The 24236-nt window shown below is 74.1% G+C and carries 24 protein-coding genes; 7 read left to right on the top strand and 17 right to left on the bottom strand.

Annotated elements, in window-relative coordinates; translation table 11 throughout:
* Positions 1–7: 7 nt before the first annotated feature.
* From ACFU7Y_RS09420 to ACFU7Y_RS09405, 4 genes are read right to left on the bottom strand one after another with little or no spacing between them, the layout of a single operon-like run.
* The gene (locus tag ACFU7Y_RS09420; protein ID WP_224283601.1) at positions 8–664 is read right to left on the bottom strand and encodes a response regulator transcription factor; all 657 of its coding nucleotides are present in this window, start codon (positions 662–664) and stop codon (positions 8–10) included.
* Positions 628–1968, bottom strand: a complete 1341-nt coding sequence (locus tag ACFU7Y_RS09415; protein ID WP_224283602.1) for a sensor histidine kinase — start codon at positions 1966–1968, stop codon at positions 628–630. Before ACFU7Y_RS09415 ends, ACFU7Y_RS09420 begins: the two co-directional genes overlap by 37 nt.
* A complete protein-coding gene (locus ACFU7Y_RS09410; RefSeq protein WP_380767158.1) occupies positions 1965–3929 on the bottom strand; it encodes a hypothetical protein in 1965 nt (654 codons plus the stop codon). The genes ACFU7Y_RS09415 and ACFU7Y_RS09410 overlap by 4 nt, the downstream gene beginning before the upstream one ends.
* Positions 3914–4681, bottom strand: a complete 768-nt coding sequence (locus ACFU7Y_RS09405) for an ABC transporter ATP-binding protein (protein WP_224284809.1) — start codon at positions 4679–4681, stop codon at positions 3914–3916. Before ACFU7Y_RS09405 ends, ACFU7Y_RS09410 begins: the two co-directional genes overlap by 16 nt.
* A 407-nt stretch (positions 4682–5088) precedes the next feature.
* Between ACFU7Y_RS09405 and ACFU7Y_RS09400 the strand changes: the two genes are divergently transcribed.
* The 3 genes from ACFU7Y_RS09400 to ACFU7Y_RS09390 all read left to right on the top strand — a co-directional run bounded on the left by ACFU7Y_RS09400 (position 5089) and on the right by ACFU7Y_RS09390 (position 6374).
* The gene (locus ACFU7Y_RS09400) at positions 5089–5253 is read left to right on the top strand and encodes a hypothetical protein (protein ID WP_224284810.1); all 165 of its coding nucleotides are present in this window, start codon (positions 5089–5091) and stop codon (positions 5251–5253) included.
* A 135-nt stretch (positions 5254–5388) separates the two neighbouring features.
* Entirely contained in the window at positions 5389–5817 is a 429-nt protein-coding gene (locus ACFU7Y_RS09395) for a DUF6098 family protein (RefSeq protein WP_380767156.1), read from the top strand.
* Positions 5814–6374 (top strand): hemerythrin domain-containing protein, encoded by a 561-nt coding sequence (locus ACFU7Y_RS09390; RefSeq protein ID WP_380767154.1) that lies wholly within the window; start codon positions 5814–5816, stop codon positions 6372–6374. The genes ACFU7Y_RS09395 and ACFU7Y_RS09390 overlap by 4 nt, the downstream gene beginning before the upstream one ends.
* Before the next feature lie 56 nt (positions 6375–6430).
* On the opposite strand, the gene ACFU7Y_RS09385 is transcribed toward ACFU7Y_RS09390, so the two are convergent.
* The 7 genes from ACFU7Y_RS09385 to ACFU7Y_RS09355 all read right to left on the bottom strand — a co-directional run bounded on the left by ACFU7Y_RS09385 (position 6431) and on the right by ACFU7Y_RS09355 (position 14860).
* Positions 6431–7366 (bottom strand): DUF5133 domain-containing protein, encoded by a 936-nt coding sequence (locus ACFU7Y_RS09385; RefSeq protein ID WP_380767152.1) that lies wholly within the window; start codon positions 7364–7366, stop codon positions 6431–6433.
* A 117-nt stretch (positions 7367–7483) separates the two neighbouring features.
* Complete coding sequence (locus ACFU7Y_RS09380) at positions 7484–8407, bottom strand: SigB/SigF/SigG family RNA polymerase sigma factor (protein WP_374120175.1); 924 nt, start codon at positions 8405–8407, stop codon at positions 7484–7486.
* A gap of 420 nt (positions 8408–8827) precedes the next feature.
* Positions 8828–10501 carry a multicopper oxidase family protein gene (locus ACFU7Y_RS09375; protein ID WP_224282478.1) on the bottom strand — a complete coding sequence of 558 codons (1674 nt, stop codon included), beginning with the start codon at positions 10499–10501 and terminating at the stop codon, positions 8828–8830.
* 83 nt (positions 10502–10584) lie between these two features.
* Positions 10585–11766, bottom strand: coding sequence for an ABC transporter ATP-binding protein (locus ACFU7Y_RS09370; RefSeq protein ID WP_224282479.1), 1182 nt, complete (start codon positions 11764–11766; stop codon positions 10585–10587).
* Between the two features lie 60 nt (positions 11767–11826).
* Positions 11827–12660 carry a carbohydrate ABC transporter permease gene (locus ACFU7Y_RS09365; protein WP_224282480.1) on the bottom strand — a complete coding sequence of 278 codons (834 nt, stop codon included), beginning with the start codon at positions 12658–12660 and terminating at the stop codon, positions 11827–11829.
* Entirely contained in the window at positions 12657–13586 is a 930-nt protein-coding gene (locus tag ACFU7Y_RS09360; RefSeq protein WP_224282481.1) for a carbohydrate ABC transporter permease, read from the bottom strand. The genes ACFU7Y_RS09365 and ACFU7Y_RS09360 overlap by 4 nt, the downstream gene beginning before the upstream one ends.
* Positions 13583–14860 carry an ABC transporter substrate-binding protein gene (locus ACFU7Y_RS09355; protein WP_224282482.1) on the bottom strand — a complete coding sequence of 426 codons (1278 nt, stop codon included), beginning with the start codon at positions 14858–14860 and terminating at the stop codon, positions 13583–13585. The genes ACFU7Y_RS09360 and ACFU7Y_RS09355 overlap by 4 nt, the downstream gene beginning before the upstream one ends.
* A 223-nt stretch (positions 14861–15083) precedes the next feature.
* Here ACFU7Y_RS09355 and ACFU7Y_RS09350 point away from each other — a divergent pair, with 223 nt between their 5' ends.
* Positions 15084–15932 carry a universal stress protein gene (locus tag ACFU7Y_RS09350; protein WP_224282483.1) on the top strand — a complete coding sequence of 283 codons (849 nt, stop codon included), beginning with the start codon at positions 15084–15086 and terminating at the stop codon, positions 15930–15932.
* Between the two features lie 32 nt (positions 15933–15964).
* On the top strand, positions 15965–16528 hold the full coding sequence (locus ACFU7Y_RS09345; RefSeq protein WP_224282484.1) for a YbaK/EbsC family protein: 564 nt from the start codon (positions 15965–15967) through the stop codon (positions 16526–16528).
* A 21-nt stretch (positions 16529–16549) separates the two neighbouring features.
* On the opposite strand, the gene ACFU7Y_RS09340 is transcribed toward ACFU7Y_RS09345, so the two are convergent.
* The 3 genes from ACFU7Y_RS09340 to ACFU7Y_RS09330 are packed head-to-tail and all read right to left on the bottom strand — an operon-like array spanning position 16550 to position 19514.
* Positions 16550–17401, bottom strand: coding sequence for an ABC transporter ATP-binding protein (locus tag ACFU7Y_RS09340; protein WP_224282485.1), 852 nt, complete (start codon positions 17399–17401; stop codon positions 16550–16552).
* A complete protein-coding gene (locus tag ACFU7Y_RS09335) occupies positions 17398–18519 on the bottom strand; it encodes a FecCD family ABC transporter permease (protein WP_380767147.1) in 1122 nt (373 codons plus the stop codon). Before ACFU7Y_RS09335 ends, ACFU7Y_RS09340 begins: the two co-directional genes overlap by 4 nt.
* Positions 18516–19514 (bottom strand): FecCD family ABC transporter permease, encoded by a 999-nt coding sequence (locus ACFU7Y_RS09330; RefSeq protein WP_380767145.1) that lies wholly within the window; start codon positions 19512–19514, stop codon positions 18516–18518. The genes ACFU7Y_RS09335 and ACFU7Y_RS09330 overlap by 4 nt, the downstream gene beginning before the upstream one ends.
* Before the next feature lie 90 nt (positions 19515–19604).
* Here ACFU7Y_RS09330 and ACFU7Y_RS09325 point away from each other — a divergent pair, with 90 nt between their 5' ends.
* Complete coding sequence (locus ACFU7Y_RS09325; RefSeq protein ID WP_224281305.1) at positions 19605–20567, top strand: ABC transporter substrate-binding protein; 963 nt, start codon at positions 19605–19607, stop codon at positions 20565–20567.
* A 133-nt stretch (positions 20568–20700) separates the two neighbouring features.
* Here ACFU7Y_RS09325 and ACFU7Y_RS09320 read toward each other — a convergent pair whose 3' ends face one another.
* Entirely contained in the window at positions 20701–21120 is a 420-nt protein-coding gene (locus ACFU7Y_RS09320) for a MarR family winged helix-turn-helix transcriptional regulator (RefSeq protein ID WP_224281304.1), read from the bottom strand.
* Between the two features lie 98 nt (positions 21121–21218).
* On the opposite strand from ACFU7Y_RS09320, the gene ACFU7Y_RS09315 reads away from it, so the two are divergent.
* A complete protein-coding gene (locus ACFU7Y_RS09315) occupies positions 21219–22040 on the top strand; it encodes an SDR family oxidoreductase (RefSeq protein WP_224281303.1) in 822 nt (273 codons plus the stop codon).
* A gap of 163 nt (positions 22041–22203) precedes the next feature.
* Here the strand turns inward: ACFU7Y_RS09315 and ACFU7Y_RS09310 are convergent, their stop codons facing one another.
* Positions 22204–22656, bottom strand: a complete 453-nt coding sequence (locus ACFU7Y_RS09310; protein WP_224281302.1) for a MarR family winged helix-turn-helix transcriptional regulator — start codon at positions 22654–22656, stop codon at positions 22204–22206.
* Complete coding sequence (locus ACFU7Y_RS09305; RefSeq protein WP_224281301.1) at positions 22656–24119, bottom strand: MFS transporter; 1464 nt, start codon at positions 24117–24119, stop codon at positions 22656–22658. The genes ACFU7Y_RS09310 and ACFU7Y_RS09305 overlap by 1 nt, the downstream gene beginning before the upstream one ends.
* Positions 24120–24236: the final 117 nt, after the last annotated feature.

The following is a 24236-nucleotide window of genomic DNA, read 5'->3' as shown; positions in this document are numbered from 1 at the left end:
CACGACCTCAGGGCGTACGCGTCCCGTCGAGGTAGGCGAGGACCGCGAGGACGCGGCGGTTGTCGTCGTCGGACGCACCGAGGCCGAGCTTCGCGAAGATGTTGGAGGTGTGCTTGCTGACCGCGCCCTCGCTGAAGTGCAGCCGTTGCGCGATGGCGGCGTTGGAGCGGCCTTCGGCCATCATCGCGAGGACGTCGCGCTCCCGCGGGGTGAGGAGGGCGAGGGGCTGGTCGTCGGCGTTGCGGGCGAGGAGGCGGGAGATGACCTGGGGGTCCATGACGGTACCGCCGGCGGCGACGGTGCGGACGGCGTCGACGAACTGGTCGGCTTTGGAGACGCGGTCCTTGAGGAGGTAGCCGACGCCGCCGGTGCCGTCCGCGATCAGCTCCCGCGCGTAGAGCTGCTCGACGTGCTGGGAGAGGACCAGGACGGGCAGGCCGGGCCGCTCACGACGGGCGGCGAGCGCCACCTGGAGGCCCTCGTCGGTGTACGTGGGGGGCAGGCGGACGTCGACCACCGCGATGTCGGGGCGGTGCTCGGCCAGTGCGGCTGCCAGTTCGGGTCCGCTCTCCACCGCGGCGACGATCTCGTGCCCGTGGGCACTGAGCAGCAGGGAGAGGCCGTCCCTCAGCAGGACGAGGTCCTCGGCGAGGACAACACGCACGGTAGCTCCATGATCAGCCTGGTCGGACCCCCCGGGGGGCTGGTCAGCGTGAGCGTACCGTCGAACGCGGCGAGTCTGCGCCGGATGCCCCGCAGGCCGCTGCCCCGTCCGGGGTCGGCGCCGCCGCGGCCGTCGTCGGTGACCTCGACGCGGAGCAGTCCTGCCGCGTGGGCGAGGTGCACGGTGGCGTGCCGGGCGTCGCCGTGCTTGACGGCGTTGGTGAGTGCCTCGCTGACGGCGAAGTAGACCGCCGACTCCACCGGTGCCTCGGCCCGGCCGGGCAGTTCGGCCCGCACCTCGACCTTCAGCGGGACGTCCAGCGCCAGCGCCCGTACGCCGTCGGCGAGGCCCCGTTCGGCGAGCACCGGAGGGTGGATGCCGCGCACCAGGTCGCGCAGTTCCTGGAGTGCCTGGGTGACGTTCTCCTGGGCGTCCGTCACCACCCGCTTCGCCTGTTCCGGATCGCGGTCGATCAGCGCCGCGACCGCGCCCAGGCGCAGGCTCACCGCGACCAGCCGGGCCTGGGCGCCGTCGTGCAGGTCCCGTTCGATCCGGCGCAGTTCGGCGGCCTGGGCCTCGGTGGCGTCCAGCCGGATCTCGGTGAGCTGCTCGACCCGCCGGGCGAGCCGGGAGCGTTCGGTGGGGCCCAGCAGGGTACCGGTCCACCGGCCGTGCAGGCGCAGCGCGGGCCGGGCGAGGGCGAGTCCGGCGACGATCAGCACCGGCCCGAGGAGGAGGAACAGGAGGGCGGGCACGCCTCCGGAGGGCAGGCCGAGCGGCAGGTCGTACGGCAGCGGGGCCTGGACGATCCCGTACACGCCTGCGCCGACCAGCAACACGGGTGCGGCCGCGATGCCGCCGCCGACCAGGGGGTCGGCGATCAGCCAGAGGGCGTCGCGCCACGTCGCCGGGTCGTTCCAGAGCCAGCGGACGGTGCGGCTCATGCCCGCGAACCAGCGGTTCTTGTGGTAGTCGTGACCGGTCCAGAACCAGCCGTGGAGGGTGCGTTCCAGGGCCGGGAGCGGCTGGTACGGCGGCGGTACGGGCACCTCCGACCAGTGGCCGGCCGCCCACCGGGCGGCGCCGGCGGCGGAGCGGACCATCCGGGTGGCGGCCGGGAAGAGCGGGAACATCCCGAGGCAGCCCCAGAGCAGGAAGGACAGCAGGTAGACCGTCATCAGCACCACCCCGACCGGTATCAGCAGGGTCAGGACGGCGAGCCGCCCGAGTGCCCGTGCGGCGGCGCGCAGCTCTCGGGCCGCACCGCCCGGTTCCCGGGCGGCTGGGGTCTGCGGGCTGCTCACGGGACCTCCGGTCGGGATCGGTGCGGGCCGTCCATGATCGCAGTCGTCCGCTCAGGCGTGCGTCCCGACGTCGGCCCCTGCGTGCGTCCCTGCTGACCACGGGTCAGCCGGTACGTCCCCACGAGGCAGCCCGCGCCCAGCAGCACGAACCCGACCGCCACCGGCACCTGCCACGCCGACGGCAGGTACAGGGCCAGGAGCCAGCTCCGGTTGGCCGGCGCGAAGAGCGACATCCCCAACGCCACCGTGCCCTGCGGGGCCACGGCCAGCACGCCGGCCGTGGTCAGCAGCCCGACCGTCACGGCGCGCCCGCGCGGCAGCCGGTCCGACGGTTCCTCGTCGCCCGGGGCGTCCGGGGCCGCCGCCCGCCGTGCGCCCTTGCGCAGCGCGTCCAGCAGTTCCGGCCCGCGGGTCTCCAGCCGGCGCCGGGCCCCCGCCCCGAGCAGCCCGGCGTACAGCAGCCCGGTGCCCGCACCGACCGCCACCCCGGCCCAGCGCAGCGGTTCGCTGTGCAGCAGCGTGCCGGCCAGGACGACGCCGGCGGCGGGCAGCGCGGCGAGGGCCTGGAGCAGCAGGACGACCATGCTCTGCAGCCGGGTCTGGTCGGCGCTCTCGTCGCTGAAGCCGTCCAGCGGGTTGCCGCCGGGCCGGTCCGGGAACGGCGCGGGGCCGAGGACGGACACCAGTGGCACCAGACCCGCCCCGGCGCCGAGCACGGCGGGCAGGACGGCGAGCACCCAGGTCCGGCTCCCGTCGGCCCGGGCGGCGGCGCCCGCGACCAGGGTGAGCAACAGGGCGGCGGGGGCGACGACCAGCAGCCAGGCGAGCTGCCGGGCCCGGACGTCGACCCGCTCGGCGCCGGGGACGACCAGGGTCAGCCAGAGCGCGCCGGCGTCCAGGCCGTACAGGTTGGCGCACAGCGCACCGGCGAACAGGGCCGCGACCACGCCGGCCCACGGCACCAGGGCGGGGAAGCCGCCGAGCAGCGGCAGCAGGCCGGTGAACACGCCCGTCCACAGCGCCATCCGCAGCAGCCGGGCCCGGCGCGGGTCGCGGACCCACAGGCGCAGCTCCTTGCCGAGCACGGCACCGCCGGGGGTGTCCGGTACGGCCGGCCACCGGACACCCGCACGTGAGGCGCCCCGCCGGGAGGTGCCCCGCCGGGAAGTGCCCCTGCCGGCCGTACCGCGCGCCAACTGCCGGGCGAGCAGGGCCGTCCAGGCGGCGAACAGCAGCCCCGAGAGCGCCAGCAGCCCACCCAGGCAGGCCGCGGCCAGGACCCACTCCCCGCGTCGGGCGGCGTCGACCGCGACCACCGACCAACCCGAGGGCAGGACCCGTACGACGGTGCCGACGGCGGCGGCCCACTCGCCGCTGAGCAGCCGGGCGAAGAATCCGATCGCGAACCAGCCGGTGTTGAGGAACCCGGTGACCAGGCCGACCAGCAGCGCGGACAGCTCCCAGCCCAGCCGCGAACGGGCCGCGCTGCCGAGGCCCTGAAGGGTCAGCTTGGACAGCACCACCACGAAGAGCAGGTGCAGCAGCACCGCAGGGACGGCGACCAGAGCGGGCACCGGACCGAACCCGGCGCCGAGGACGATCAGCACCGCGAAGGCGGCCAGGCTGACCAGCGGGGTGACCCCGACGAAGGCCGCGCCGAGCAGCCCGACGGCCAGGACGCGCGGCTGCCGGGGCAGCAGGGTGAAGTAGTCGAGCCGCAGGGTCGGGTCGCCGCCCGTGACGGTCGGACCGAGTGCCCAGCCCGCCGTCCACACCAGCAGCACGGCGGCGATCACGCCGACCCCGGCCTCGGGGGTGGGGAAGTCCGCCAGGCCCAGCAGCGCGGTGCCGACGGCCGCGACCGCGCCGGTCACCGCCCCGAGGAACAGACTCGCCGCCCGGGGACCGGACATCGAACGCCGCAGGACGGCCAGCTTCATCCCGATCAGGACGCCAACCACGACAGGCCCTCCGCTCCCCCGGTCCGGGCGCCGACCAGCTCGACGAAGGCCTCCTCCAGGCCGCGCCCGCCACGGACCTCCGCCACCGTGCCCGCCGCCAGCACCCGGCCCCCGGCGATCACACCGACGTGGTCGCAGAGCTGCTCGACCAGCGCCATCACATGGCTGGACAGGACCACCGAGCCGCCGGAGTCGACGAAGCGCCGCAGAATGGCCCGGATGGTCGCGGCCGACACCGGGTCGACGGCCTCGAAGGGCTCGTCCAGCACCAGCAGCCGAGGGGCGTGCAACAGGGCGGTGGCCAGGCCGATCTTCTTGCGCATCCCCGTGGAGTAGTCGATGACGGGGGTGCGCTCGGCACCGTCGAGCTCCAGCACGGCCAGCAGCTCCTCGGACCGGGCGTCCACAGTGCCGGCCGGCAGGCCGCGCAACCGGCCCAGGTAGTACAGCAGTTCGCGCCCGGTCAGCCGCTCGGGCAGCATCATGCCGTCGGGCAGCACCCCCACCAGGGACTTGGCCCGCACCGGGTCGCTCCACACGTCGACGCCGAGGATCGCCGAGCTCCCGGCGTCCGGGCGCACCAGCCCGACGGCCATCGACAGCGAGGTGGTCTTGCCGGCGCCGTTGGGCCCGACGAGCCCGTAGAACGACCCGCACGGCACGGACAGGTCCACCCCGTCCACGGCGACGTGCGCTCCGAACCGCTTGCGCAGCCCCGACAGTTGCAGTGCCGGGGTTTCCCGGCCCCCCACCGCCCGGACTCCCTGCCCCGCGCGCGCCGATCCTCGCACCTCGTCCCTCCCTCGTCGTCACGGCCGCCCCGGTCCGGGCGGCACGTGATCAACGCTAGGGACAGCGGGGCGGCGGCAGAATCCACCTGCACCCCCACCGGGGGTGGGGCTGGACCCACCCTTGGTCCAGGCGCGCCACCGGTCGACGGGTGAGCACCGCCGGCACCGCCTCCACCGCGGCGTTTGCGCGAATCGAGAAGGTCCTGTGTACCGCCTGTGAGTACCGGGTCGCGGGGCGGGTTCCCGCCCGACCCCACCCAGGACACGGCTGGGGTCGAGCACTGCCCTCCCCCGGACGCGCCGGTTGGTCCCGGAGCCACGTCGCCCACCGGGGGCCCAGCCGCCATCAAGCGAGAGGAGCCACCACCGTGGACAACGGAACGCCCCTGAGCGAGCAGCACCGCGCCGCCGCCGAGGCCCACACGGACACCGCGCACGAGCAGCACGACCGGGGCGAGAGCGCCCACCGGTCGATCACGTACGCGAACAACGCGAACCTGACGGCAGCGCGGCTCGAACGCGAGGGACGGTGACGGGCTTTCCCACCACGGAGCCGTCAGTCGCGGGGGGCTCACCCCGCCGATCGAGGGCGTACCTGCACCTGCCCCTGCGCGCGCAGGCAGGGAGGCTCTCCGGCCTGGGGCACGCACGGTCTCGGCCCCGGCCGGGTGGCCCGTCGGGTGGTGAAGTACGCGGACCTGGCGGCGAGTTGTCCGCGCAGCCGGCCCTGGGTGCTGACCGGCCGGGTGGTCGGTGCGGGCCCGGACCACGAGCCGCCGACAGCCGGTCCGCTGCCGCTCGCCCGGCTGGGCGCCGGAGGCCTCGGCCAGACGGCGCACCGCTACCACGAGCGGCCCGCGCCCGGTCGGGACTCGACCGACCGGGTTTCCCGCCGACGCGGCCGGGCAGCCGCCGGGCATGGACCATTCGCACACTCCCGTCCTCGACGAGCTCGGCGGGCCGCGCCCGTCCGGCCGTCCACGGACGGTCCCCTCCGCACGGTGCGGGCAGACGCCGGCCCTCCACCGATTGCCCGCACCAGGTCGGACGGCGACCGGAACGAGGCGGCGACCGGTATGAGACGGAGACCTCCATGAACGCTGCCGAAGGCTTCCCGAGCCGGCTGTCCGCCGAGCACCGGGCCATCGAGGCGCTGCTGCGCCGGCTGAACCGCAGCACCACCCGCGCCGGCGCCCCCGACGAGGAGGCCCTGCGGCTGCTGGGCTCCTTGCGGCAGCTCCTCGCCCCCCACCTCCTGGCCGAGGAGGCCCACCTGTACCCGCTGGCCCGGCGGTGCCTCGCGGCCGGTGACGCGCTCGCGGACGCCGCCGGCGGCAGCCATGCGGCGATCCGCCGGCTGCTCGACCGGGCGGAGGACGGCCGGCTGTCCGCCGGAGGGCGCCGCCACGCCACGGCCGTGCTGGTCGTCCTGCTCCGCGCCCACCTGCGCGGCGAGGAGGAACGGCTGTTCCCCGCGCTGCGTGCCCGCGCCGCACCGCGGGACCTGCGGACCTGCGAGCGCCGGATGCACGAGGGCCAGGGCCGCCGGCCGGGTGCACCGCTGCGGGGGCTCCCGCCGGGGACCGGGGCGATCGCCGCCCTCCGGGACCACGTCAGCGGGCGCGACACCTCCGGGCACCACCGCTCGCCCTGACGACCACCGGCGCTCGCCGGGCCCCCGACCGTCGCTGCCCGGAAGCCCCGGCCGCGCTACGAGCCGTTCCACTCGCCGGGCGCGGACCGCAGCCGGTCGCCCTCGGCCAGCCGCCGGGCCACCGTGTCGAGGTCCGTGCCCAGCCGCTGGGCGGCCGCGACCAGCAGGCTCAGCGCGGCGTGCGGGGTCACGCCGAACCGCTCGGCGGTGATGCCGATGGCCAGGCCGGTGGCGTGCCGGCGGTCCAGCAGGTCGGCCACCGCCCTGGACAGCGCGAAGCGGTCGAGGGCGGCCGACGCCTGGAGGGCGAGCACCTCGACCAGCCCGAGGGCCGGCGTGCCGGGCTCGGCCGGTGTGCGCAGGTACGCGCTGAACACGGTGCAGCCGTGCGGGTGGGTGCGCAGGTGCGCACCGGCCACGGCCCGTACGCCGCAGCGCCGGGCGCGGTCGGCGAACCGGCCCGGCCGGCCCGGGTCGAGCCGGACCACGACCTGCCCCTCGCCCTGACGGCGGAGCCGGGCCAGGGGGCCCGCCTCCGCCCCGCCCTGCGCGCGTTCGAGGGCCAGCAGGTACGACGGCGTGGCCGCGAAGGTCTCGACCGAACCGTCGTCGTGCCAGGTGCTGACGGCGGCGCCCACGCAGTGCGGGACGGTGACCCTGGTCAGCTGCACCACGTCGTGCAGCGTGGGGAAGGACCCGGACCGCGCCCGCTCGCGGGCAGCGAGTTCGCCGAGTACGGCCAGCAGCTTCGCGCGGGCCCGGTCCGTCGCCCGGGCCCCGCCCGCCGCCCCGCCGACGCCGGCCGGGCCCTGACGGTCCAGCAGCTCACGGGCCCGGGCGATCGCACGGGCCGCGTCGGCCTCCCCCGTGTAGATGCCGATCGTGTAGCAGACGTCACGCAGCCGCTGCCCGGCTTCCGGCGAGCCCGCCGAGGACAGGGCCTCGTACTCCGCGACCAGTCGGCCGAGGGCCGCGACATCCACCATGGGCATGAGCACCTCCGTGTGTTTACGGAAAGTATGCGCCGATCACGCAGCGGAACCACGCCGCCGGTCGGCCGCCCTCGGTGGCCGGCCCTCGGCGATCAGCCCGCGGGCGGTGCAGGACGCTCAGCCGGCTTCCTCAGGCTCGTCGGCCCAGCCGGGGGCCTCCCGGTCCTCCAGCTCCTCGCGCAGCCAGGCCAGGGTGGCGCTGAGCAGCCGGGAGACGTGCATCTGGGAGACACCGATCCGCTCGGCTATCCGGGACTGGGTGCACCCGTCCCAGAACCGCAGTTTGAGGACGGTCTGCTCACGCTCGGGCAGCCGGGCCAGCAGCGGGCGGACGGCGATGCGGAAGTCGACGAGTTCGATGCCGGGGTCGCAGTCGCCGAGGCGGTCGAGCAGGGCGCTGCCCGTCTCGTCGGTGTCCTGGTCACGCAACGCGTCCAGGGAGTCGGGGCGGTAGACCCGGCCCGCCATCAGCCCCTCGGTGGCCTGCTCGACGGTGATGTCCAGCTCCTCGGCGATCTCCTCGGGCTGCGGCAGCCGGCCGAGCTCCTGTTCCAGGCGGTCCGAGCCCCGGGCGACGGACAGGTAGAGCTCCTGCATGCTGCGTGGGACCCGCACCGGCCACGACGTGTCACGGAAGAAGCGCTTGATCTCCCCGGCGATGGTCGGGATCGCGTAGGTGACGAACTCGACGCCGCGTTGCGGGTCGTAACCGTCGACGGCCTTGATCAGGCCGATCGTGCCGACCTGGAGGATGTCGTCCATGTCCTCGGCGCGGTGGCGGAAGCGGGCCGCGATGAAGCGCACCAGCGGCATGTTGAGCTCGATGATCGTGCCGCGGACGTAGCTGTAGGCGTGGGTCTCCCGGGCCAGCCCGGCCAGCCGCTCGAACAGCGCGTCGCTCAGTTCGCGTGCCTCGGACTTCCCCATCCGGCGCAGTTCGGCTGCCGTCGGTCTCGGCGGCAGGTCGGGCGGAAGGCCCGGAGGCGCGACTCCTTCATCGGTGGTTTCCAGGTTGATGGACACGTGAGTTCTCCTGGGCATCGGGGGCCCGGCGACGCGTGCGGACTCACACCTCGTGCGTCGCGGACTTCTTCCCCCAGGACCTGTGCCCGGCTTCTTCAAGCGCGGTCCCGGTGGCACCGTCCACGGTGCTGGAGCAGCCGGTTCGGACACGGCCGCTGCACCAGTGGTTCTACCCCGGGTTCCGGTTCCGAACTCACGATCCGGATGTTTTCCTGCTCCGTTTCCGGGGTACTCACGCGCCGGCACAAATTCACCCCCCGGGGTCCCGACCCGGCCGCCAGACCCAGCGCTCGCGGTGGCCCGGCCGGACCACCGCGAGCACGACCTCCAGTCGGACCGGCTTCCACCGTCCTCGGGCGCACAGCCCCCGGGCCACGCGCGCCGCGCCGGCCCGGGCGGGGAGGCGCGGGCACGCCCGCCCGGCCCTGACCGCCAGGCTCAGCGGTCGGTCGGCAGGGGCCGATCCAGCCGCCCCGGCCGCCGCGGCTTGACGTAGTCGACCAGCTGCATCATGCCGAGGTCCTCGTGCTGGAGCTGGTGGCAGTGCAGGACGGTACGGCCGGTGAAGTCCTCGTACGCGACCAGCAAGGTGACGGTGTCGCCCGGCTTGCCCCCGGCCAGGTCCACGGTGTCCTGCCACACCGGCGGGTCAAGCCGCTCACCGTTGCGGTGGGTGACGAGGACGTGGTTGGTGTGCAGGTGGAACGAGTGGTGGAAGCCCGGCGCGGTGTCGTCGGTGCGCAGGGTCCACCGCTCGACGGTGCCGAGCTTCAGGGTGTGGTTGACGCCCTCGGGGTCGAACAGGCCGTAGGCGGGGTCGCGGGTGAGGTCGCCCTCGGGGTCGGCTGCCGGGGTCGGGTGGCTGCCGAGGAGGCGGTAGGCGTTGGCGAACGGCTTGTCGAAGACGCCCGGGTCGACGTGGAAGACCACCGTGCGGTCGGCGTCGGGGTTGGCGATGTCGCCCTCGTCGAGGAACGGCTTGCCCTGCGGCAGGGTGGCCGGCAGTTCCATCGGAGGCTTGACGGCCTTCCCCGCCACCTCGACCGTCATCAGCGGGACGGACACGCCCTTGGCCCGCAGTTCGTACGTCCCGGCCCCGCCGCCCCGCACCAGCACGTCGGCGCGGTTGCCGGGGGCCAGGAGCAGCAGCTCGGTGGCGACCGGCGCGGGGAAGGTCACGCCGTCCTTGGCGATCTGATGCATCGTCAATTTCGCATCCCCGTCGGCCACCTGGAGCGACAGCGTGGTGAAGCCGATCGCCGCCACCAGCCGCCAGCGCTGGACCTCGCCCGGGCGCAGCACGAGGGTGGGGTTGACCTCGCCGTTGACGGTGAAGGTGGACGGCGTGCCGGTGAGCGAGTTGTCGGCGGTGAAGTCGGGGACCCTGCCGTCCTTGAGCTTGAGTTCGTTGATGCAGACGACGAGGTCGGCGGCGGCCGCGATCTCCGGCACCTCGTCGACGTCGCCCTCGACGATGACGACTCCGGTCATCCCGCCGGCGATCTGCCCGGCGGTGGCCCCGTGGACGTGCGGGTGGTACCAGTACGTGCCGGCCGGGTGGTCGGCCGGGATGTCGATGACGGTCAGGTACTCCGGCTCCGGGGCGCCGGCCTCGACCTCGTCGGCCGTGCGCGGTGCGAACTCGCGCAGGATGTTGTCGGCCTTCCCGGACGGGGAGACGTGCAGGCCGTGGGTGTGCAGGTTGAAGCTGTTCTCGCGGTGCGGGTGGTTGTGGTCGCCGTCGTACGGCCGGTTGGGCGGCAGGCCGTTGACCTGGGTCAGCCGCAGGGTGTCGCCGGCGCACACCCGCAGGGTCGGCCCGGGGATGGTCCCGTTGTAGGTGCGCGTGGTGACCGTGCCGTACCCGGGGACGTGGGTGTCCGTGAACCGCACGTCGAGCGTCTGGTCGAGCACCTCCCCCGACCGGCCGGAGCCCGGCCGCGAGGCGCGTGCGGCCGATCGCGAGGCCCGTACGGCGGGCTGCGGGAAGGACGCCGTGGCGGCTGCCGCCCATGCCGGGGCGAGGATCCCGTCGGAGGCCGCCCCGAGGACGGCGGCTACGGGGAGGGCCTTGAGCATCGACCGGCGACTGATTCCGACATCTTCTCTCATATCCGGGCAATGTAGGTCGGCTTATGGACGGCCATGGTCAGGCACACCGCGCGTCGGCCAGGGGTTGGGCCTTCCGTGCCAAGCTACGAACGCTCCGGGTTGGTCAGGTTGGCCCCGCTGCGGGGGTCGAAGACGTGGATGCGCGCCGTGTCCACCCACAGCTCCAGCGGGCTGCCCTCGGCGGCCCGGGTGCCGGTGCTCAGCCGGGCGACCACCCGGTGCTCCTGCATGCCGGTGTCGGCCCGGCCCGAGTCGGCGGCGAGCTCGGCGAGTTCCTCGGTCGCCGCCGGTCCGTCCTCCTCCGCGAAGTGGACGTAGACGTCCGAGCCGACCGACTCCCGGACGTCGACGGTCACGGTGACGGTGGCCCCTCCGGTGTGCCCCTCGGCCAGGGCGGCGTCCTCGAAGTCCTCGGGGCGGATGCCGACGATCAGTTCGCGCGGCGCGTGCGCGCGCTCCAGGGCGCGCCGGGTGCGGTCGTCCAACGGCAGGTCGCCCAGCGAGGTGCGCAGGGCGTTGTGCTCCAGCACCGCGCCGAGGACGTTCATGCCGGGCGAGCCGATGAACCCGGCGACGAAGAGGTTCACCGGCTCGTCGTACAGCTGCTGCGGCGAGCCGACCTGCTGGACGACGCCGGAGCGCAGCACCACCACCCGGTCGCCGAGCGTCATCGCCTCGATCTGGTCGTGGGTGACGTAGACGGTGGTGGTGCCCAGGCGGCGCTGGAGGGCGGCGATCTGGGTCCGCATCTGCACCCGGAGCTTGGCGTCCAGGTTGGACAGCGGCTCGTCCATCAGGAAGACCTTGGGGTCGCGGACGATCGCCCGGCCCATCGCGACCCGCTGGCGCTGCCCGCCGGAGAGGTTGGCCGGCTTGCGGTCCAGGTGCCGGGTGAGGTCCAGGATGCGGGCGGCCTCCTCGACCTTGGCGGCGATGGTCGGCTTGTCGACCTTGGCCAGGCGCAGCGCGAACCCCATGTTGTCGCGCACGCTCATGTGCGGGTAGAGGGCGTAGCTCTGGAACACCATCGCGATGTCGCGGTCCTTGGGCGCGCGGTCGTTGACCACCTCCCCGGCGATCCTCAGGCTGCCCTCGGTGATGTCCTCCAGCCCGGCGATCATGTTGAGCGTGGTGGACTTGCCGCAGCCGGACGGGCCGACCAGGATCACGAACTCGCCGTCGGCGATGGTGAGGTTGACGTCGTGGACGGCGAGGACGCCGTCGGGGTAGCGCTTGGTGATGCCGTCGAGGACGATCTCGGCCACGGTCCGCCTTCCTGGTCCGCCGGGTGGGGCGGGCTCGTCCGTTGGGTCTCGGGTCGGGCCTCAGCCCTTGACTGCGCCGGCGGTGAGCCCGGCGACGATGCGGCGCTGGAACAGCAGCACGAAGGCCACGATCGGGATCGTGATGATCACGGCGGCGGCCGCGATCGAGCCGGTCGGCTGCTCGAACTGGGAGCTTCCGGTGAAGAAGGCGATGGCCGCCGGAACCGTCCGGGCCGAGGTGGTGGAGGTCAGCGAGATCGCGAACAGGAAGTCGTTCCAGCAGAAGACGAAGACCAGGATGGCGGTGGTGAACACGCCCGGCGCCGCCAGCGGTGCGATGACCAGCCGGAACGCCTGCCACGGCGTGGCCCCGTCCACCTTGGCCGCCTTCTCCAGGTCCCAGGGGATCTCCCGGAAGAACGCCGAGAGCGTGTGGATCGCCAGCGGCAGCGAGAAGGTCGTGTACGGGATGATCAGTCCGAGCCAGGTGTCGAACAGGCCGAGCGCCCGCTCGATGTCGAACAGCGGCGAGACCAGCGAGATCGGGGGGAACATCGCGATCAGCAGGGACACCCCGATCAGCATTCGCTTGCCGGGGAAGCGCAGCCGGGCCACCGCGTACGCGGCCATCGTGCCGAGCACGACCGCGACGGTGGTGGCGATCACCGCGATGCCGATCGAGTTGACCAGGGCGCGGGTGAACTCCGAGGTCTGGAAGATGCCGCGGTAGTTGGCCAGGGTCCACCGGCGGGGCACGAAGTCGCCGTCGGACAGGGTGCTCGGGGCCTTGAAGGAGAGCGCCGCGATCCACCACACCGGGAACAGCGCGTAGAGCACGACCACCAGGTTGGCGATCCCCCAGCCGGTCACCGTCCGGGCGTGTCCGCTGCTCATCGCCGCTCCGGTTCCGTGCCGGGCGCGGCCGCGCCGAACAGCTTGACGAAGACCAGCGCGATGAGCGCCACGCAGACGAAGACCAGCACCGAGACCGCCGAACCGATGCCCAGGTTGAGCGCGGTGAAGAGGTTGTCGTAGCCGAGGATCGACACCGAGCCGGTGCCGTTGGCGCCGCCGGTCAGCACGTAGATGTTGTCGAAGATCCGGAAGGCGTCCAGGGTGCGGAAGAGCAGCGCGACCAGGATCGCCGGCTTCATCAGCGGCAGGATCACCAGCCGCAGCCGTTGCCCGGAGCTCGCGCCGTCCACCATCGCCGCCCGGACCGTCTCGTCCGGGACGAGTGCCAGGCCGGCGAGCAGCAGCAGCGCCATGAACGGGGTGGTCTTCCACACCTCCGCGAGAATGATCAGACCGATGGCCGGCCACTGCTCGGTCAGCGGGGCGCTGCCCTGCGGCAGCAGGGCGGCCAGGTACCCGGTGCCCGGCGTCCAGGCGTACTGCCAGGAGTAGGCGGCGACCACCGTGACGATCCCGTACGGCACCAGCACCGCGGTGCGCACGGTGCCGCGGCCGAAGATCGTGCGGTGCATCACCAGCGCGAGCGCCAGGCCGAGCGCCAGCTCGACGGCCACCGACACCACGGTGATCAGCACCGTGACGCCGAGCGCCTGCCACCAGAAGGGGGAGGCCAGCACCGCGCCGTAGTTGGCGAGGCCGACCCAGTGCGCCTGCTCGGGGAAGCGCAGGTCGTAGCGGTGCAGGGAGAGGTAGACGGCGTAGACGATCGGGTACGCGGTGACGGCCAGCATCACGATCACCGCGGGGGCGCACAGCAGCAGGCCCAGCCTGCGCTCCTGGCGGGCGCCGCGCGACGGCCCGGCCGGTTTCGGCGGGGCCGCGGCGGCTTCGGTGGACGGTGTCACGGGATCAGCCCCTTCGAGCCGAGGGCGTCCTGGATCTGCCCGTGGAGGTCGGCCACGTTCTGCTCCGGGTGGATGTCGGCGGGCGGGGAGAGGGTGTGCGAGACGGCGATGGAGACGTTCTGGTAGGCCGGGGTCTGCGGCCGCACGCTGGCGGAGTCGAGGGCGGCCAGCACGTCGGCGGCGAACGGGTAGCTGGCGGTGAGCTCGGCCGTCCCGTACAGGCTCCGCAGCGAGGGCGGGAGGCCGCCCTTCAGCGCGTTGGTGAGCTGGTTGTCCCGGTCGCGCAGGCACAGGGTGGCCTCGGCGGCGAGGTCGGGGTGCCGGCTGTAGGCGCCCACCGCGAGGTCGATCCCGCCGATGGTCACGCTGGCCGGGCGGTCGGCGGTCACCCCGGGGTACGGGGCCCAGCGGAAGTGCGGGAACAGCTCCGGCCGGTTGGCCTTCATCGAGGGGTAGACGAAGGGGTAGTTGAGTTCGAACGCGGCCGTGCCGGACTCCATGGCGAGCCGGTTCTGGTCCTCCATCTGGTTGGGCAGCGAGGGGTCGGCGGCCTCCGAGACCGCCAGGTCCCGCATCACCCCGGCGGCCGTGACGGCGGGCGCCCCGAGCGAGGGCGCCTGCGCGTCGGGGGTGAGGATCGAGCCGCCCGCGCTGGTGACCAGCGTGTTGAACCAGACCGTCAGGCCCTCGTACTGGGCACCCTGGATCTCCACGAAGTGCGGCTTGCCCTCGCGGGCCAGCTCCTGCGCCCGGGAGAGCATCTCCGCCCAGGTCCTGGGCGGGGTCGGCACCAGGTCGTCGCGGTACCAGAGCAGCTGGGTGTTGGAGTTGTACGGCACCGCGTACAACCGGTCCCGCCAGGTCGCGGTCCGCACCGCCGCGTCGAGGGTGTCGGCGGTGGCCTGCTCGCGCATCGCCCCGGTCCACTCGCGGATCCAGCCGGCCTCGGCGAACTCGGCGGGCCAGGTGACGTCCAGGCCGAGGATGTCCACGCCGGCGTCGTGCGCCGCCATCCGGCGCACCAGCTGCTGGCGCTGGCCGTCCGCGCCCCGGGGCAGCTTGTTGTAGCGGACGGTGTAGCGGCCGCCGGACTGCTGCCCGCAGCGGTCGGCGGCCTGCTGGAGGGCACCCGAGTCGTCCGGGAAGTTGTACCAGTTCAGGGTGACGGGGCCGCCGTCCCCGCCGCCCCCGCAGCCCAGCAGGGCGGAGGCGAGCACGGCCAGTCCGGCGGCTGCGCTCGTCCATCGCGAGCGGACATCGGGGACCCTCGGCATCGTTCTCCCGGGCTGGGACGGAGCGGCCCGGCCGACCCTAGCCCGGCGCCCCCTCCGGGCCCGGGCGGGCCGCGCCGCCGGTCGGACGGCCGACCAGCCGGACGGCCGAACCGGGGCCACCGGAGCGCCACCCGGTCACCCTCCGTACCGCGAGCCGCTTCCGGGAGGCGCCCGCCGGGACCGGCGCGGATACTGGGGCCGCACCGGAACTGAGGAGCACGCCGTGACCGGACACGTCGTCGTCGGATTCGACGGCTCACCCGAAAGCCTGGCCGCCGCCGCGTGGGCCGCCCGCGAGGCGCAGCGCCGCGGCCTGCGTCTGGACGTCCTCCAGGCCTGGCCCCGGCCGAAGCACCTCGCACCCGGGAGCGAACGGGGCGACCGCCCCGCACTGGCGCAACTGGCCGAACGCGAGGGCGAGTTGCGGGCGCTGGCACCCGAGGTGGCGGTCTCCGCCACCTCGGTGGCCGCCGACCCCGTCGAGGCGCTGGAGGCCGCCGCGCAGGGTGCCGCCCTGCTGGTGCTCGGCTCGCACGGGCTGGGCACCCTGCGCGGGTTCCTGGTCGGCTCGGTGAGCCAGGAGGTGCTGCGGCGGGCGGCCTGCCCGGTGGTGCTGGTGCGGGCCGGCGGGGACGAACCGGCCGGCGCGGTGACGGTCGGCCTGGACCTGGCGCACCCGGCGGACGAGGTGCTGGCCTTCGCCTTCGAGGCCGCCGCGCTCCGCTCGGCGCTGCTGCGGGTGATCCACGTCTGGTCCCCGCCGGCCGGCACCGAGTACATGTCCTACGGGGCGATCGGCGGGCTGGAGGGCGAGGTCTCCGGCGTGGAGCGCAGCGGGCTCGCGCAGGCCCTGGAGCCCTGGCGGGCCCGGCACCCCGAGGTGGCGGTGACCACCGACCTGATCCGCGGCAAGGCCGCCGTCGAACTGGTGGACGCGGCCGCGGCGGCCCGGCTGCTGGTCGTCGGCCGCCGCGTCCGGCGGATGCCGCTGCGCCATCACCACCTCGGCCCGGTGGCGCACGCCGCGATCCACCACGTGCACTGCCCGGTCGCGGTCGTCCCGTACGGCTGACCAGGGTGCCGGACGCGCTACAGTCCGGTCCCATGAGTGAGTCCGTACGCCCGCCCTTCGGGAACTTCGCCACCACCGCGGCCGCGCTGGAGGTCTGCGCGGACCTCGCCGCGCCCGTCGCCGACGCGCTGAAGAACTGGGGCGCGCCCGGGGCGGCCGCCTCGGTGCTCTACGTGGACAGCGATCCGGAACAGGCGGACACCGCCGTCTTCTGCACGGCCTACGACGTGCCGCCGGAACTCTCCGCCAACTGCGTGGTGGTCGCCGCCAAACGCGCCGGGGAGGTGACGCTGGCCGCGTGCCTGGCCCTGGCGACCACCCGGGTGGACGTGAACAAGGCGGTGCGCACCCACCTGGGGGCGCGCAAGGCGTCCTTCGCGCCGATGGACACCGCGGTCGAGCTGACCGGCATGGAGTACGGCGGCATCACCCCCGTCGGTCTGCCCGGCGACTGGCCACTGCTGATCGACGAGGCGGTGGCCGCGGCCCCGTACGTCCTGGTCGGCAGCGGCCGGCGCCGGGGCAAGCTCATCCTGCCCGGGTGGGCCCTGGCGAAGCTGCCGGGCGCCCAGGTGCTGCCGGGCCTGGCCGGCTGACCGGACCGGCGGCCGGGACCGTCACCGGGCCCGGGCGGGGCGGGCGCTGAGAGCGACCGGGCAGACCACCGGGGTGCCGTGCACCGGGTCGGTGAGGATCGCGCTCTCCACCCCGTACAGCTCGCGCACCAGCTCGGGGGTGACGATGTCGCGCGGCGCGCCCTGGGCGGCCACCCGGCCGTCCCGCATGGCCACCATGTGGTCGGCGTAGCGGCAGGCGGTGGTGAGGTCGTGCAGGACGAGGACGACGGTGCGGCCGCGCCCGGTCAGGCCGCGCACCATCTCCAGCACCTCCAGGGCGTGGCCCATGTCCAGCGCCGAGGTGGGTTCGTCCAGCATCAGGATGTCGGTGTCCTGGGCGACGGCCATGGCGATCCAGGCGCGTTGGCGCTGGCCGCCGGAGAGGGTGTCCAGCGGGCGGTCGGCCAGCTCGTGCAGGTCGGCGGCGGTGAGCGCGTGCTCCACCGCCTCGGCGTCGGCGGCGGACCACTGCCGCAGCAGGCCCTGGTGCGGCTGGCGGCCGTAGCGGACCAGGTCACGCACGGTCAGCCCGTCCGGGGCGGTGGCGGACTGCGGCAGCAGGCCGATGATCCGGGCGATCGCGCGGGTGGGCAGCGAGGTCAGCGGCTTGCCGTCGAGCAGCACCGCGCCGGAGCGCGGGGCGATGGTCCGGGCGAGGCCGCCGAGCAGGGTGGACTTGCCGCAGCCGTTCGGGCCGACGATGACGGTGACCTGCTGCTGCGGCAGTTCGAGGTCGAGCTCGCGCACCACGATGGTGCGGTCGTGGCCGAGACTGAGCGCACTGGTCGTCAGCCGGTGCGCGTCGGCGGCGGTCGCGGTGCGGTGCGCGTCGGCAGCGGTGCGGGCGGTCATGCGGTCCTCCGGGGACGGGTGGTGAGCAGCAGCCAGAGCAGGTAGGGGCCGCCCACGACAGCGGTGACCAGGCCGGCCGGCACCTCCAGCGGCGACAGGACGGTGCGGCCGATCAGGTCGGCGAGCAGGGTGAAGACGGCTCCGGCGGCGGCCGAGGTGAGCACCGGCACGCAACGCGGTCCGGCGATCCGGCGGGCGGCCTCGGGCGCGGCGAGCGCGATCATGCCGAGCGGTCCGGCGACGGCCACCGCCAGGCCCGCGCAGACCACGGCGACCACCAGGACGCCGGCCCGCAGGCCGCGCACCCGCACGCCCAGCCCGGTGGCGACGGCGTCGGAGAAGCGCAGCAGCGACAGCCGGCGGCCGAGCAGCACGGCGGCGGGCAGGCAGACCAGCAGGCCGAGCCGGAGGTGGCCGACGGCGTCGGCGTCCCGGCTGTTGAGGGTGCCGACCGTCCAGGCGTAGGCGGAGTTGGCGGCGTCGATGGCGGCGCGGGAGAGCATCAGGTTGGTCACCGCGCCGAAGACCGCGCCGATGCCGAGGCCGACCACCAGGAAGCGGTAGCCGTTGCGGCCGGCCCCGCCACCGAGGGCGAAGGCGAGCGAGGCGGCGGTGGCGGCGCCCACCAGGGCGGCGGCGGAGGGCAGCAGCTGGGTGGCGACGCCGGTGACGGAGGCGACCGCGAAGGCGGTGGCGCCCTCGTTGAAGCCGACGGTGTCCGGGGTGGCCAGCCGGTTCTGGGCGAGGGTCTGCATCAGGCAGCCCGCGACGCCGAGGGCGGCGCCGACGGCGAGTGCGGCCTCGACGCGGGGCAGCCGCAGCTTCTCCACCAGCAGCACGTCGCGCGCGGTGCCGTCGCCGAAGGCGGCGCGCAGGGCGGTCACCGGGTCGAGGTCGGTCTCGCCGACCGCCAGGCAGACGGCGGTCACCGCGACCACGACGAGCAGCAGGGCGGTGCAGCCGAGCAGCGGCCGGACCGGGACGAGCACCGAACGGCCGCCCAGGGCGAGCAGCCGGGTGCCGGGCGGTACGGGCGGCGCCGGCCGCCGGGTCGCGGCCGAGGGGCTGTCAGGGCTCGGCGCGTTCTTCACGGCGGCGGTGTTCACAGGGGCCTTCACAGCGCGGGCATTCTGTGCGAGCGGACGACGGCGACCAGGACGGGGGCGCCGCACAGGGCGGTCATCACCCCGAGCGGCATCTCGTACGGGCGGGCGACCAGCCGGGAGGCCACGTCGGCGAGCAGCACGACGGCCGGCCCGAGCAGCGCGGACACCACGAGCAGCCGGCGCAGGTCCGGGCCGACCAGGGCCCGGGCGGCGAACGGCACCACCAGGCCGACGAAGGAGACCGGTCCGGCGATCGCGGTGGCGGCGCCGACCAGCAGCGCGACGGCGGTCACCGCGAGGGCGCGGGCCCGGCGGGGCTTGTGGCCGAGGCCGGTGGCGACGTCGTCGCCGAGGCTGAGCGCGGTCAGCGCCGGGCCGGAGAGCAGCGCCAGCACCAGACCGAGCAGCAGGACCGGCAGCACGGCCGACAGTTGCTCGGTGCCGCGGCCGGCGACCGAGCCGATGGTCCAGAACCGGATCTCGTCGGCGGCCCGGGCGTCGGACAGCAGCAGGACGGAGGAGCCGGCGTTCATCAGCCCGCTCAGCGCCGCGCCGGCGAGCACCAGCCGGACGGGGTCGTCGCCGGTGCCGCGCAGCCGGGCCGCGCCGAGCGCCAGCAGGCAGCCGGCGGCGGCGCCCAGGACGGCGACGTACGGGCCGACACTGGCGGCACTGGCGCCGAGCACGATCGCGATCACGACGGCGAAGGACGCGCCGGTGCTGACGCCGAGCAGGCCGGGCTCGGCCAGCGGGTTGCGGGCGGCGGCCTGCAGCACGGTGCCGGCCACGCCGAGCGCCAGTCCGACCGCGAGGGCCACGGCGGTCCGCGGGACGCGCAGGTGGAACACGGTGAACCGGGAGTCGGAGTCCCCGTCACCGAGCAGCGTGGCGAGTGCCCGTGACGGTCCCACATCGCCCGCGCCGAGCAGCAGGCTCGCCAGCACGGCGGCCAGCAGTATCGCGCCGGCGGGCAGCAGTCCGCGCAGCAGGAGTGATCGGAATGTCACACCGGGCCTCCCCGTCAGGGCCTTACGTATGGTTAGGCTAACCTCAGAAAAACGGTTCGTCCGTAAACTACCATTGCTCGGAGAACACCCATGCTTGGCTCCCGCTTTACCAAGACCCTGCTCGGCGCGGCCGTCCTCGGCACCCTCTCCCTGGGCCTGACCGCGTGCGGCTCCTCGGGGTCCGGCAGCTCCGCGGGTGACTCCGGCTCCTCGTCCACCACCGCCGCGAAGGACGGCAGGCGCAGCATCGACACCGCCTTCGGCGCCGTGGAGGTCCCGGCCGAGGCCAAGCGGGTCGTCGCCCTCGGCGACACCTCGCTGGACACCGCCCTCTCGCTCGGCATCACCCCCGTGGGCACCAGCTCCAGCCGCGGCGGCACCACCGCCCCCGCCTACCTGAAGGCCGACGGCATCCCGCTGGTGGCCACGGTCAGGGAGCCCAACATCGAGGCCGTCCTGAAGGCCGCCCCCGATCTCATCCTGGCCTCCTCGGGCATCGAGAAGTCCCAGTACGAGAAGCTCGCGGCGGTGGCCCCGACCGTCGTCCCCAAGGCCGGCGACTGGCGCTCGGTGCTCGCCGTGTACGGTGACGCGCTCGGCCACAAGGACGACCTGACGGCCAAGCTGGACGCCCTGGACAAGCGCGCCGCCAAGGCCGGTGAGGGCAGGACCGGCAGCGCCGTGGTGATGCGCTGGATGCCCAACGGGCCGATCGTGATGAACACCACCAACATGCCCGGCGACCTGCTGAAGAAGGCCGGCGCCGGCACCATGCCGATCGCCGACGGCCTGGGCGCCCAGCCCCACTCGGACCCGCTGTCCCTGGAGAACCTCAACAAGGCCGACGCGGACCGGGTGTTCGTCGCCACCCTGAACGCCGAGGGCGAGAAGGCCCTGGAGACCGCCCGCAAGCAGGAGGCCTTCACCCGCCTCAAGGCCGTCGGCAGCAACCAGCTCATGGGCGTCGACGGCCAGGTGTGGAGCAGCAGCTCGGGCCCGATCGCGGCGGAGAAGGTCGTCGAGGACATCGAGAAGTCCTTCGGCGCGAAGTAGTCGCGCCCATCGCGAAATCCCCCCGTCGCAGCAATTCCGAAGGACCGTCACCGGAGTGGATTCGGTGACGGTCCTTCGGGCCGTTCCGGGGCATCAGGACTACCGGGCCCCCGCACAGCCGTCGGGGTGGCCGTCACGCCTCCAGGATCAGCTGCAGGAGTTCGCGCAGGGACTCGCGCTGGGAGGCACTGAGCCGGGCCAGGGGATCGCCGGCGAAGGGCATGCGGGCGCGCAGATCGGCAGCGACGTCGCGGCCGGCGGCAGTGGCGGCGACGTGCTTGACGCGGCGGTCGCCGGGATCGACGCTGCGCTCGACCAGGCCTCGGGACTCCAGGCGGTCGATGATCACGGTCACGTTGGACGGCTCCGCGTGCAGCCGCTCGGCGATGCGACGCGTCGGGACCGGGGCCTCGGCGGCGAGCAGCGCCTTGGCCTGTAGCGGGGTCAGGTCGTGGACCGCTGCGGCAGCCTCGGACTCCTGGCCGTAGCGGCGGTTGATGGCCGCGAAGAGTCCGACGATCTCCTTGGCGAGGTCATCCGATGGGTGGGGCATGACCACCAGGATATCCAGGTGCTTGACAAAGTGAAATATCGGGCCGCATAGTTATGGATCATATTGGTTATGATCCATAAGCATCTGAGGGCAGCGACATGAGCGACAAGACCGTCCTGATCACCGGCACCTCCTCCGGCATCGGCCTGGCCACCGCCGTCGCCGCCGCGCGCGGCGGCTGGCAGGTGATCGCCACCATGCGGAACACCGCGAAGGCCGGCGCGCTGCTGGCGGCGGCGGAGGGGGCCGGGGTCACCGTCGACGTCCGGACGCTGGACGTGACCGACCCGGCGTCCGTCGAGGCCTGCCTGGCCGGCCTCGACCGGCTGGACGCACTGGTCAACAACGCCGGTGCGGGCCACGTCGGCACCCTGGAGCAGGAGAGTGTGGACGACGTCCGCGCCGTCATGGAGGTCAACTTCTTCGGGGTCCTGCACGTCACGAAGGCCGCCCTGCCCCTGCTGCGAGCGAGCAAGGGCCGGGTGCTGACCGTCACCAGCGTCGGCGGTGTGGTCGGCCAGCCCTTCAACGAGGCGTACTGCGCCGCCAAGTTCGCGGTGGAAGGCTTCATGGAGTCCCTCGCACCGGTCGCGGCCACGGCCGGCGTGTCCGTCGGCGTCGTCGAACCGGGCGCGGTGGCGAGCGAGTTCGTCAGCAACGTGGGCCTCGCGGACGACGCACCGGAACAGGCCGGGCCGTACGCGCCGGCCCTGTCCGCCTACCTGGACCGCACCCGTGGCGCCTTCGCCGGCGCGCAGGCGCCCCAGGACGTCGCCGCCCGGATCCTCGACCAGCTCACCGCCGAACGCCCCGCCTTCCGGCTGCTCACCTCCGACGCCGCCCGGGCCTTCGCCGGAACGAAGCTCAAGGACCTCGACGGCTCGGCCGTGCAGAGCCTGACCGCCGGCTGGGTCGCCTAGCGGTTCTGTCCCGTGAGGTCGGGGGCGCGGCAGGCGGGATTCGCAGGTCCGCAGGCTCCGCAGACGCGCCACGTGCGAAGGCCATGCAGCGTCCGGCGGCGGCCTCGACGATGAACGCGGCGGGGCCGGCCACCGACCGCCCGATCCCGTCGGGACGGGCGCCTCAGCCCAGGAGCTTCGCGACCACCCGGTCGAGCGCGCGGATGTCCTCCGGCGGCAGCGCGAGCAACGCGTCCGGCGGGGTGGTGAGGATCCCCGTGGCGAGCGCGGCCTTCGCCTCGCCCTCCTCGGTGAGGTGGACCAGCTTGGAGCGCCGGTCGGCCGGGTTGGTGATGCGTTCGGCGAGGCCGCGCCGCACCAGGTCGTCCACGATGACGCTGGTGTACGGCGGGTCGGCGCCCAGCCGCTCGGCCAGCTCCCGCAGGGTGATCGGGCCTGCGGCGAGCCGGCGCAGCGCCCTGACCCGGCTGAAGCTCATGCCGAGGGCTTCGGCGACGGTCTTGCGGCGGTCGTAGCGCTCCAGCACCAGCGCGTACATCCCCTGCCAGGCCCGGGCCGCCGTCGCGGCGTCCGTCCCGCTCCCCGCGGGGTGCCCGCCGGTGTCGAGGCGCTCCATCAGGCGTCCACCGTCTCCTTCGTCTCCGTGCTTTCCTCGGCCGCCTCCTCGGCGGCGAGCCGCTGCGCCGTGCGCTCGGCCGTCGCCCGGGCCCAGCGGCCGGAAGTGAGCGTACCGGTGACCAGCACGGCGGCACCGCAGCCGGCGATGATCCACCACGCCGTCCGTGCCGCCCCGGTGAAGGCCGCCGGGTCCGCCTGGGCCGCCCCGGCCATCAGGGCACCGGTCACCGCGACGCCCAGCGACTGGCCGACCTGCCGGCTGGTGGAGGCGACGGCTGCGGCCACCCCGGCCTGCGAGCGGGGCATTCCGGAGACGGCGGTGTTGGTGATGGGCGCGTTGACCAGACCGAAGCCGGTGCCGAAGAGCAGGAAGGCGAGGACCAGCAGACCGGTCGGCAGGTGCTCGGAGTAGCCGACCGCCTGGAGCACGGCGCTCGCGGTCAGCGCCGTCCCGGCCAGCAGCAGCGGCGTGCGCGGCCCGCGGGTGGCCACCATCCGGCCGGACAGCGGCGCGGTGAGCAGCGACATGACCGCCATCGGCAGCATGAACAGCCCGGCGTGCAGCGGGTCGAGCCCGCGGACGTCCTGGAGGTACAGGGAGCTGACGAACAGGAAGCCGCCGAGGCCGGCGAAGGCGGCGACCGCGATCACGGTGGCGCCCGAGAAGGGGGCGGAGCGGAAGAACCGCAGGTCGATCAGCGGGTCGGTGCGCCGGGGTTCGTACCACAGCAGGCCCAGCAGCGCGCCCAGCGCTGCCGCCGTGCAGCCGAGCGCCAGGGGCGAGGTCCAGCCGCGCTCCGGCGACTCGATGATCGCGTAGGTGAGGGCGGCGAGCAGCACGACGACCAGCAGTTGGCCGACCGGGTCCACCCGGCGGGTGCGGGCCGCCCGCGACTCCGGCACGTAGCGGCCGGTGAGGAAGAGCGCGGCCAGGCCGATCGGGACGTTGATCCAGAAGATCGCCCGCCAGCCGGCCGACTCCACCAGCGCGCCGCCGATGATCGGTCCGGCGGCCATGCTGATGCCCACCACGCCGCTCCAGACGCCGATCGCGCGGGCGCGCTGCCGGGAGTCCGTGAAGGTGTTGCTGATGATCGACATGGCGACAGGGTTCAGCATCGATCCGCCGACCGCCTGGAGCATCCGCGCGGCGATCAGCCAGCCGAGCCCTGGGGCCAGGCTGCACAGCAGGGAGGCCGCGGTGAAGACCACCAGCCCGATCCGGAACACCCGGCGGCGGCCGATCCGGTCGGCGGTCGAACCGGAGAGCATCAGCAGGCTCGCCAGCAGCAGGGTGTAGGCGTCGACCGTCCATTGCAGCCCGGACACCGAGGTGTCCAGGTCGCGCCGGACGGCGGGCAGGGCCACGTTCAGGATGGTGTTGTCGAGGCTGACGATCAGCAGGCTCATGCAACAGATGGCGAGCACGAGCCAGGGCCGCGGTCGGGCGGCATCGGGCATGACGAACGCTCCACGGTTACTTGTGTTGTTGTAATTATTGTGAGCATATAACTAACTCGACGGGCGACTCCACCCCCGGCCGGCCCCGGACGGCAGAACGGCCGCGCCCCGCCGATC

It is taken from the genome of Kitasatospora sp. NPDC057542 (assembly GCF_042801945.1).
Taxonomy (GTDB): Bacteria; Actinomycetota; Actinomycetes; order Streptomycetales; family Streptomycetaceae; genus Kitasatospora.
The sequence above is the reverse complement of the archived record's forward strand: the minus strand, read 5'-3'. Positions and strand labels throughout refer to the sequence as shown.

Excerpts from the sequence above, each read along its gene's own strand:
- ACFU7Y_RS09390 (WP_380767154.1), top strand. The coding sequence starts at position 5,814 with ATGAACGCTGCCGAAGGCTTCCCGAGCCGGCTGTCCGCCGAGCACCGG.
- ACFU7Y_RS09385 (WP_380767152.1), bottom strand. The coding sequence starts at position 7,366 with ATGCCCATGGTGGATGTCGCGGCCCTCGGCCGACTGGTCGCGGAGTAC.
- ACFU7Y_RS09380 (WP_374120175.1), bottom strand. The coding sequence starts at position 8,407 with ATGCCCAGGAGAACTCACGTGTCCATCAACCTGGAAACCACCGATGAA.
- ACFU7Y_RS09375 (WP_224282478.1), bottom strand. The coding sequence starts at position 10,501 with ATGAGAGAAGATGTCGGAATCAGTCGCCGGTCGATGCTCAAGGCCCTC.
- ACFU7Y_RS09365 (WP_224282480.1), bottom strand. The coding sequence starts at position 12,660 with ATGAGCAGCGGACACGCCCGGACGGTGACCGGCTGGGGGATCGCCAAC.
- ACFU7Y_RS09355 (WP_224282482.1), bottom strand. The coding sequence starts at position 14,860 with ATGCCGAGGGTCCCCGATGTCCGCTCGCGATGGACGAGCGCAGCCGCC.
- ACFU7Y_RS09345 (WP_224282484.1), top strand. The coding sequence starts at position 15,965 with ATGAGTGAGTCCGTACGCCCGCCCTTCGGGAACTTCGCCACCACCGCG.
- ACFU7Y_RS09340 (WP_224282485.1), bottom strand. The coding sequence starts at position 17,401 with ATGACCGCCCGCACCGCTGCCGACGCGCACCGCACCGCGACCGCCGCC.
- ACFU7Y_RS09325 (WP_224281305.1), top strand. The coding sequence starts at position 19,605 with ATGCTTGGCTCCCGCTTTACCAAGACCCTGCTCGGCGCGGCCGTCCTC.
- ACFU7Y_RS09320 (WP_224281304.1), bottom strand. The coding sequence starts at position 21,120 with ATGCCCCACCCATCGGATGACCTCGCCAAGGAGATCGTCGGACTCTTC.
- ACFU7Y_RS09315 (WP_224281303.1), top strand. The coding sequence starts at position 21,219 with ATGAGCGACAAGACCGTCCTGATCACCGGCACCTCCTCCGGCATCGGC.
- ACFU7Y_RS09310 (WP_224281302.1), bottom strand. The coding sequence starts at position 22,656 with ATGGAGCGCCTCGACACCGGCGGGCACCCCGCGGGGAGCGGGACGGAC.
- ACFU7Y_RS09305 (WP_224281301.1), bottom strand. The coding sequence starts at position 24,119 with ATGCCCGATGCCGCCCGACCGCGGCCCTGGCTCGTGCTCGCCATCTGT.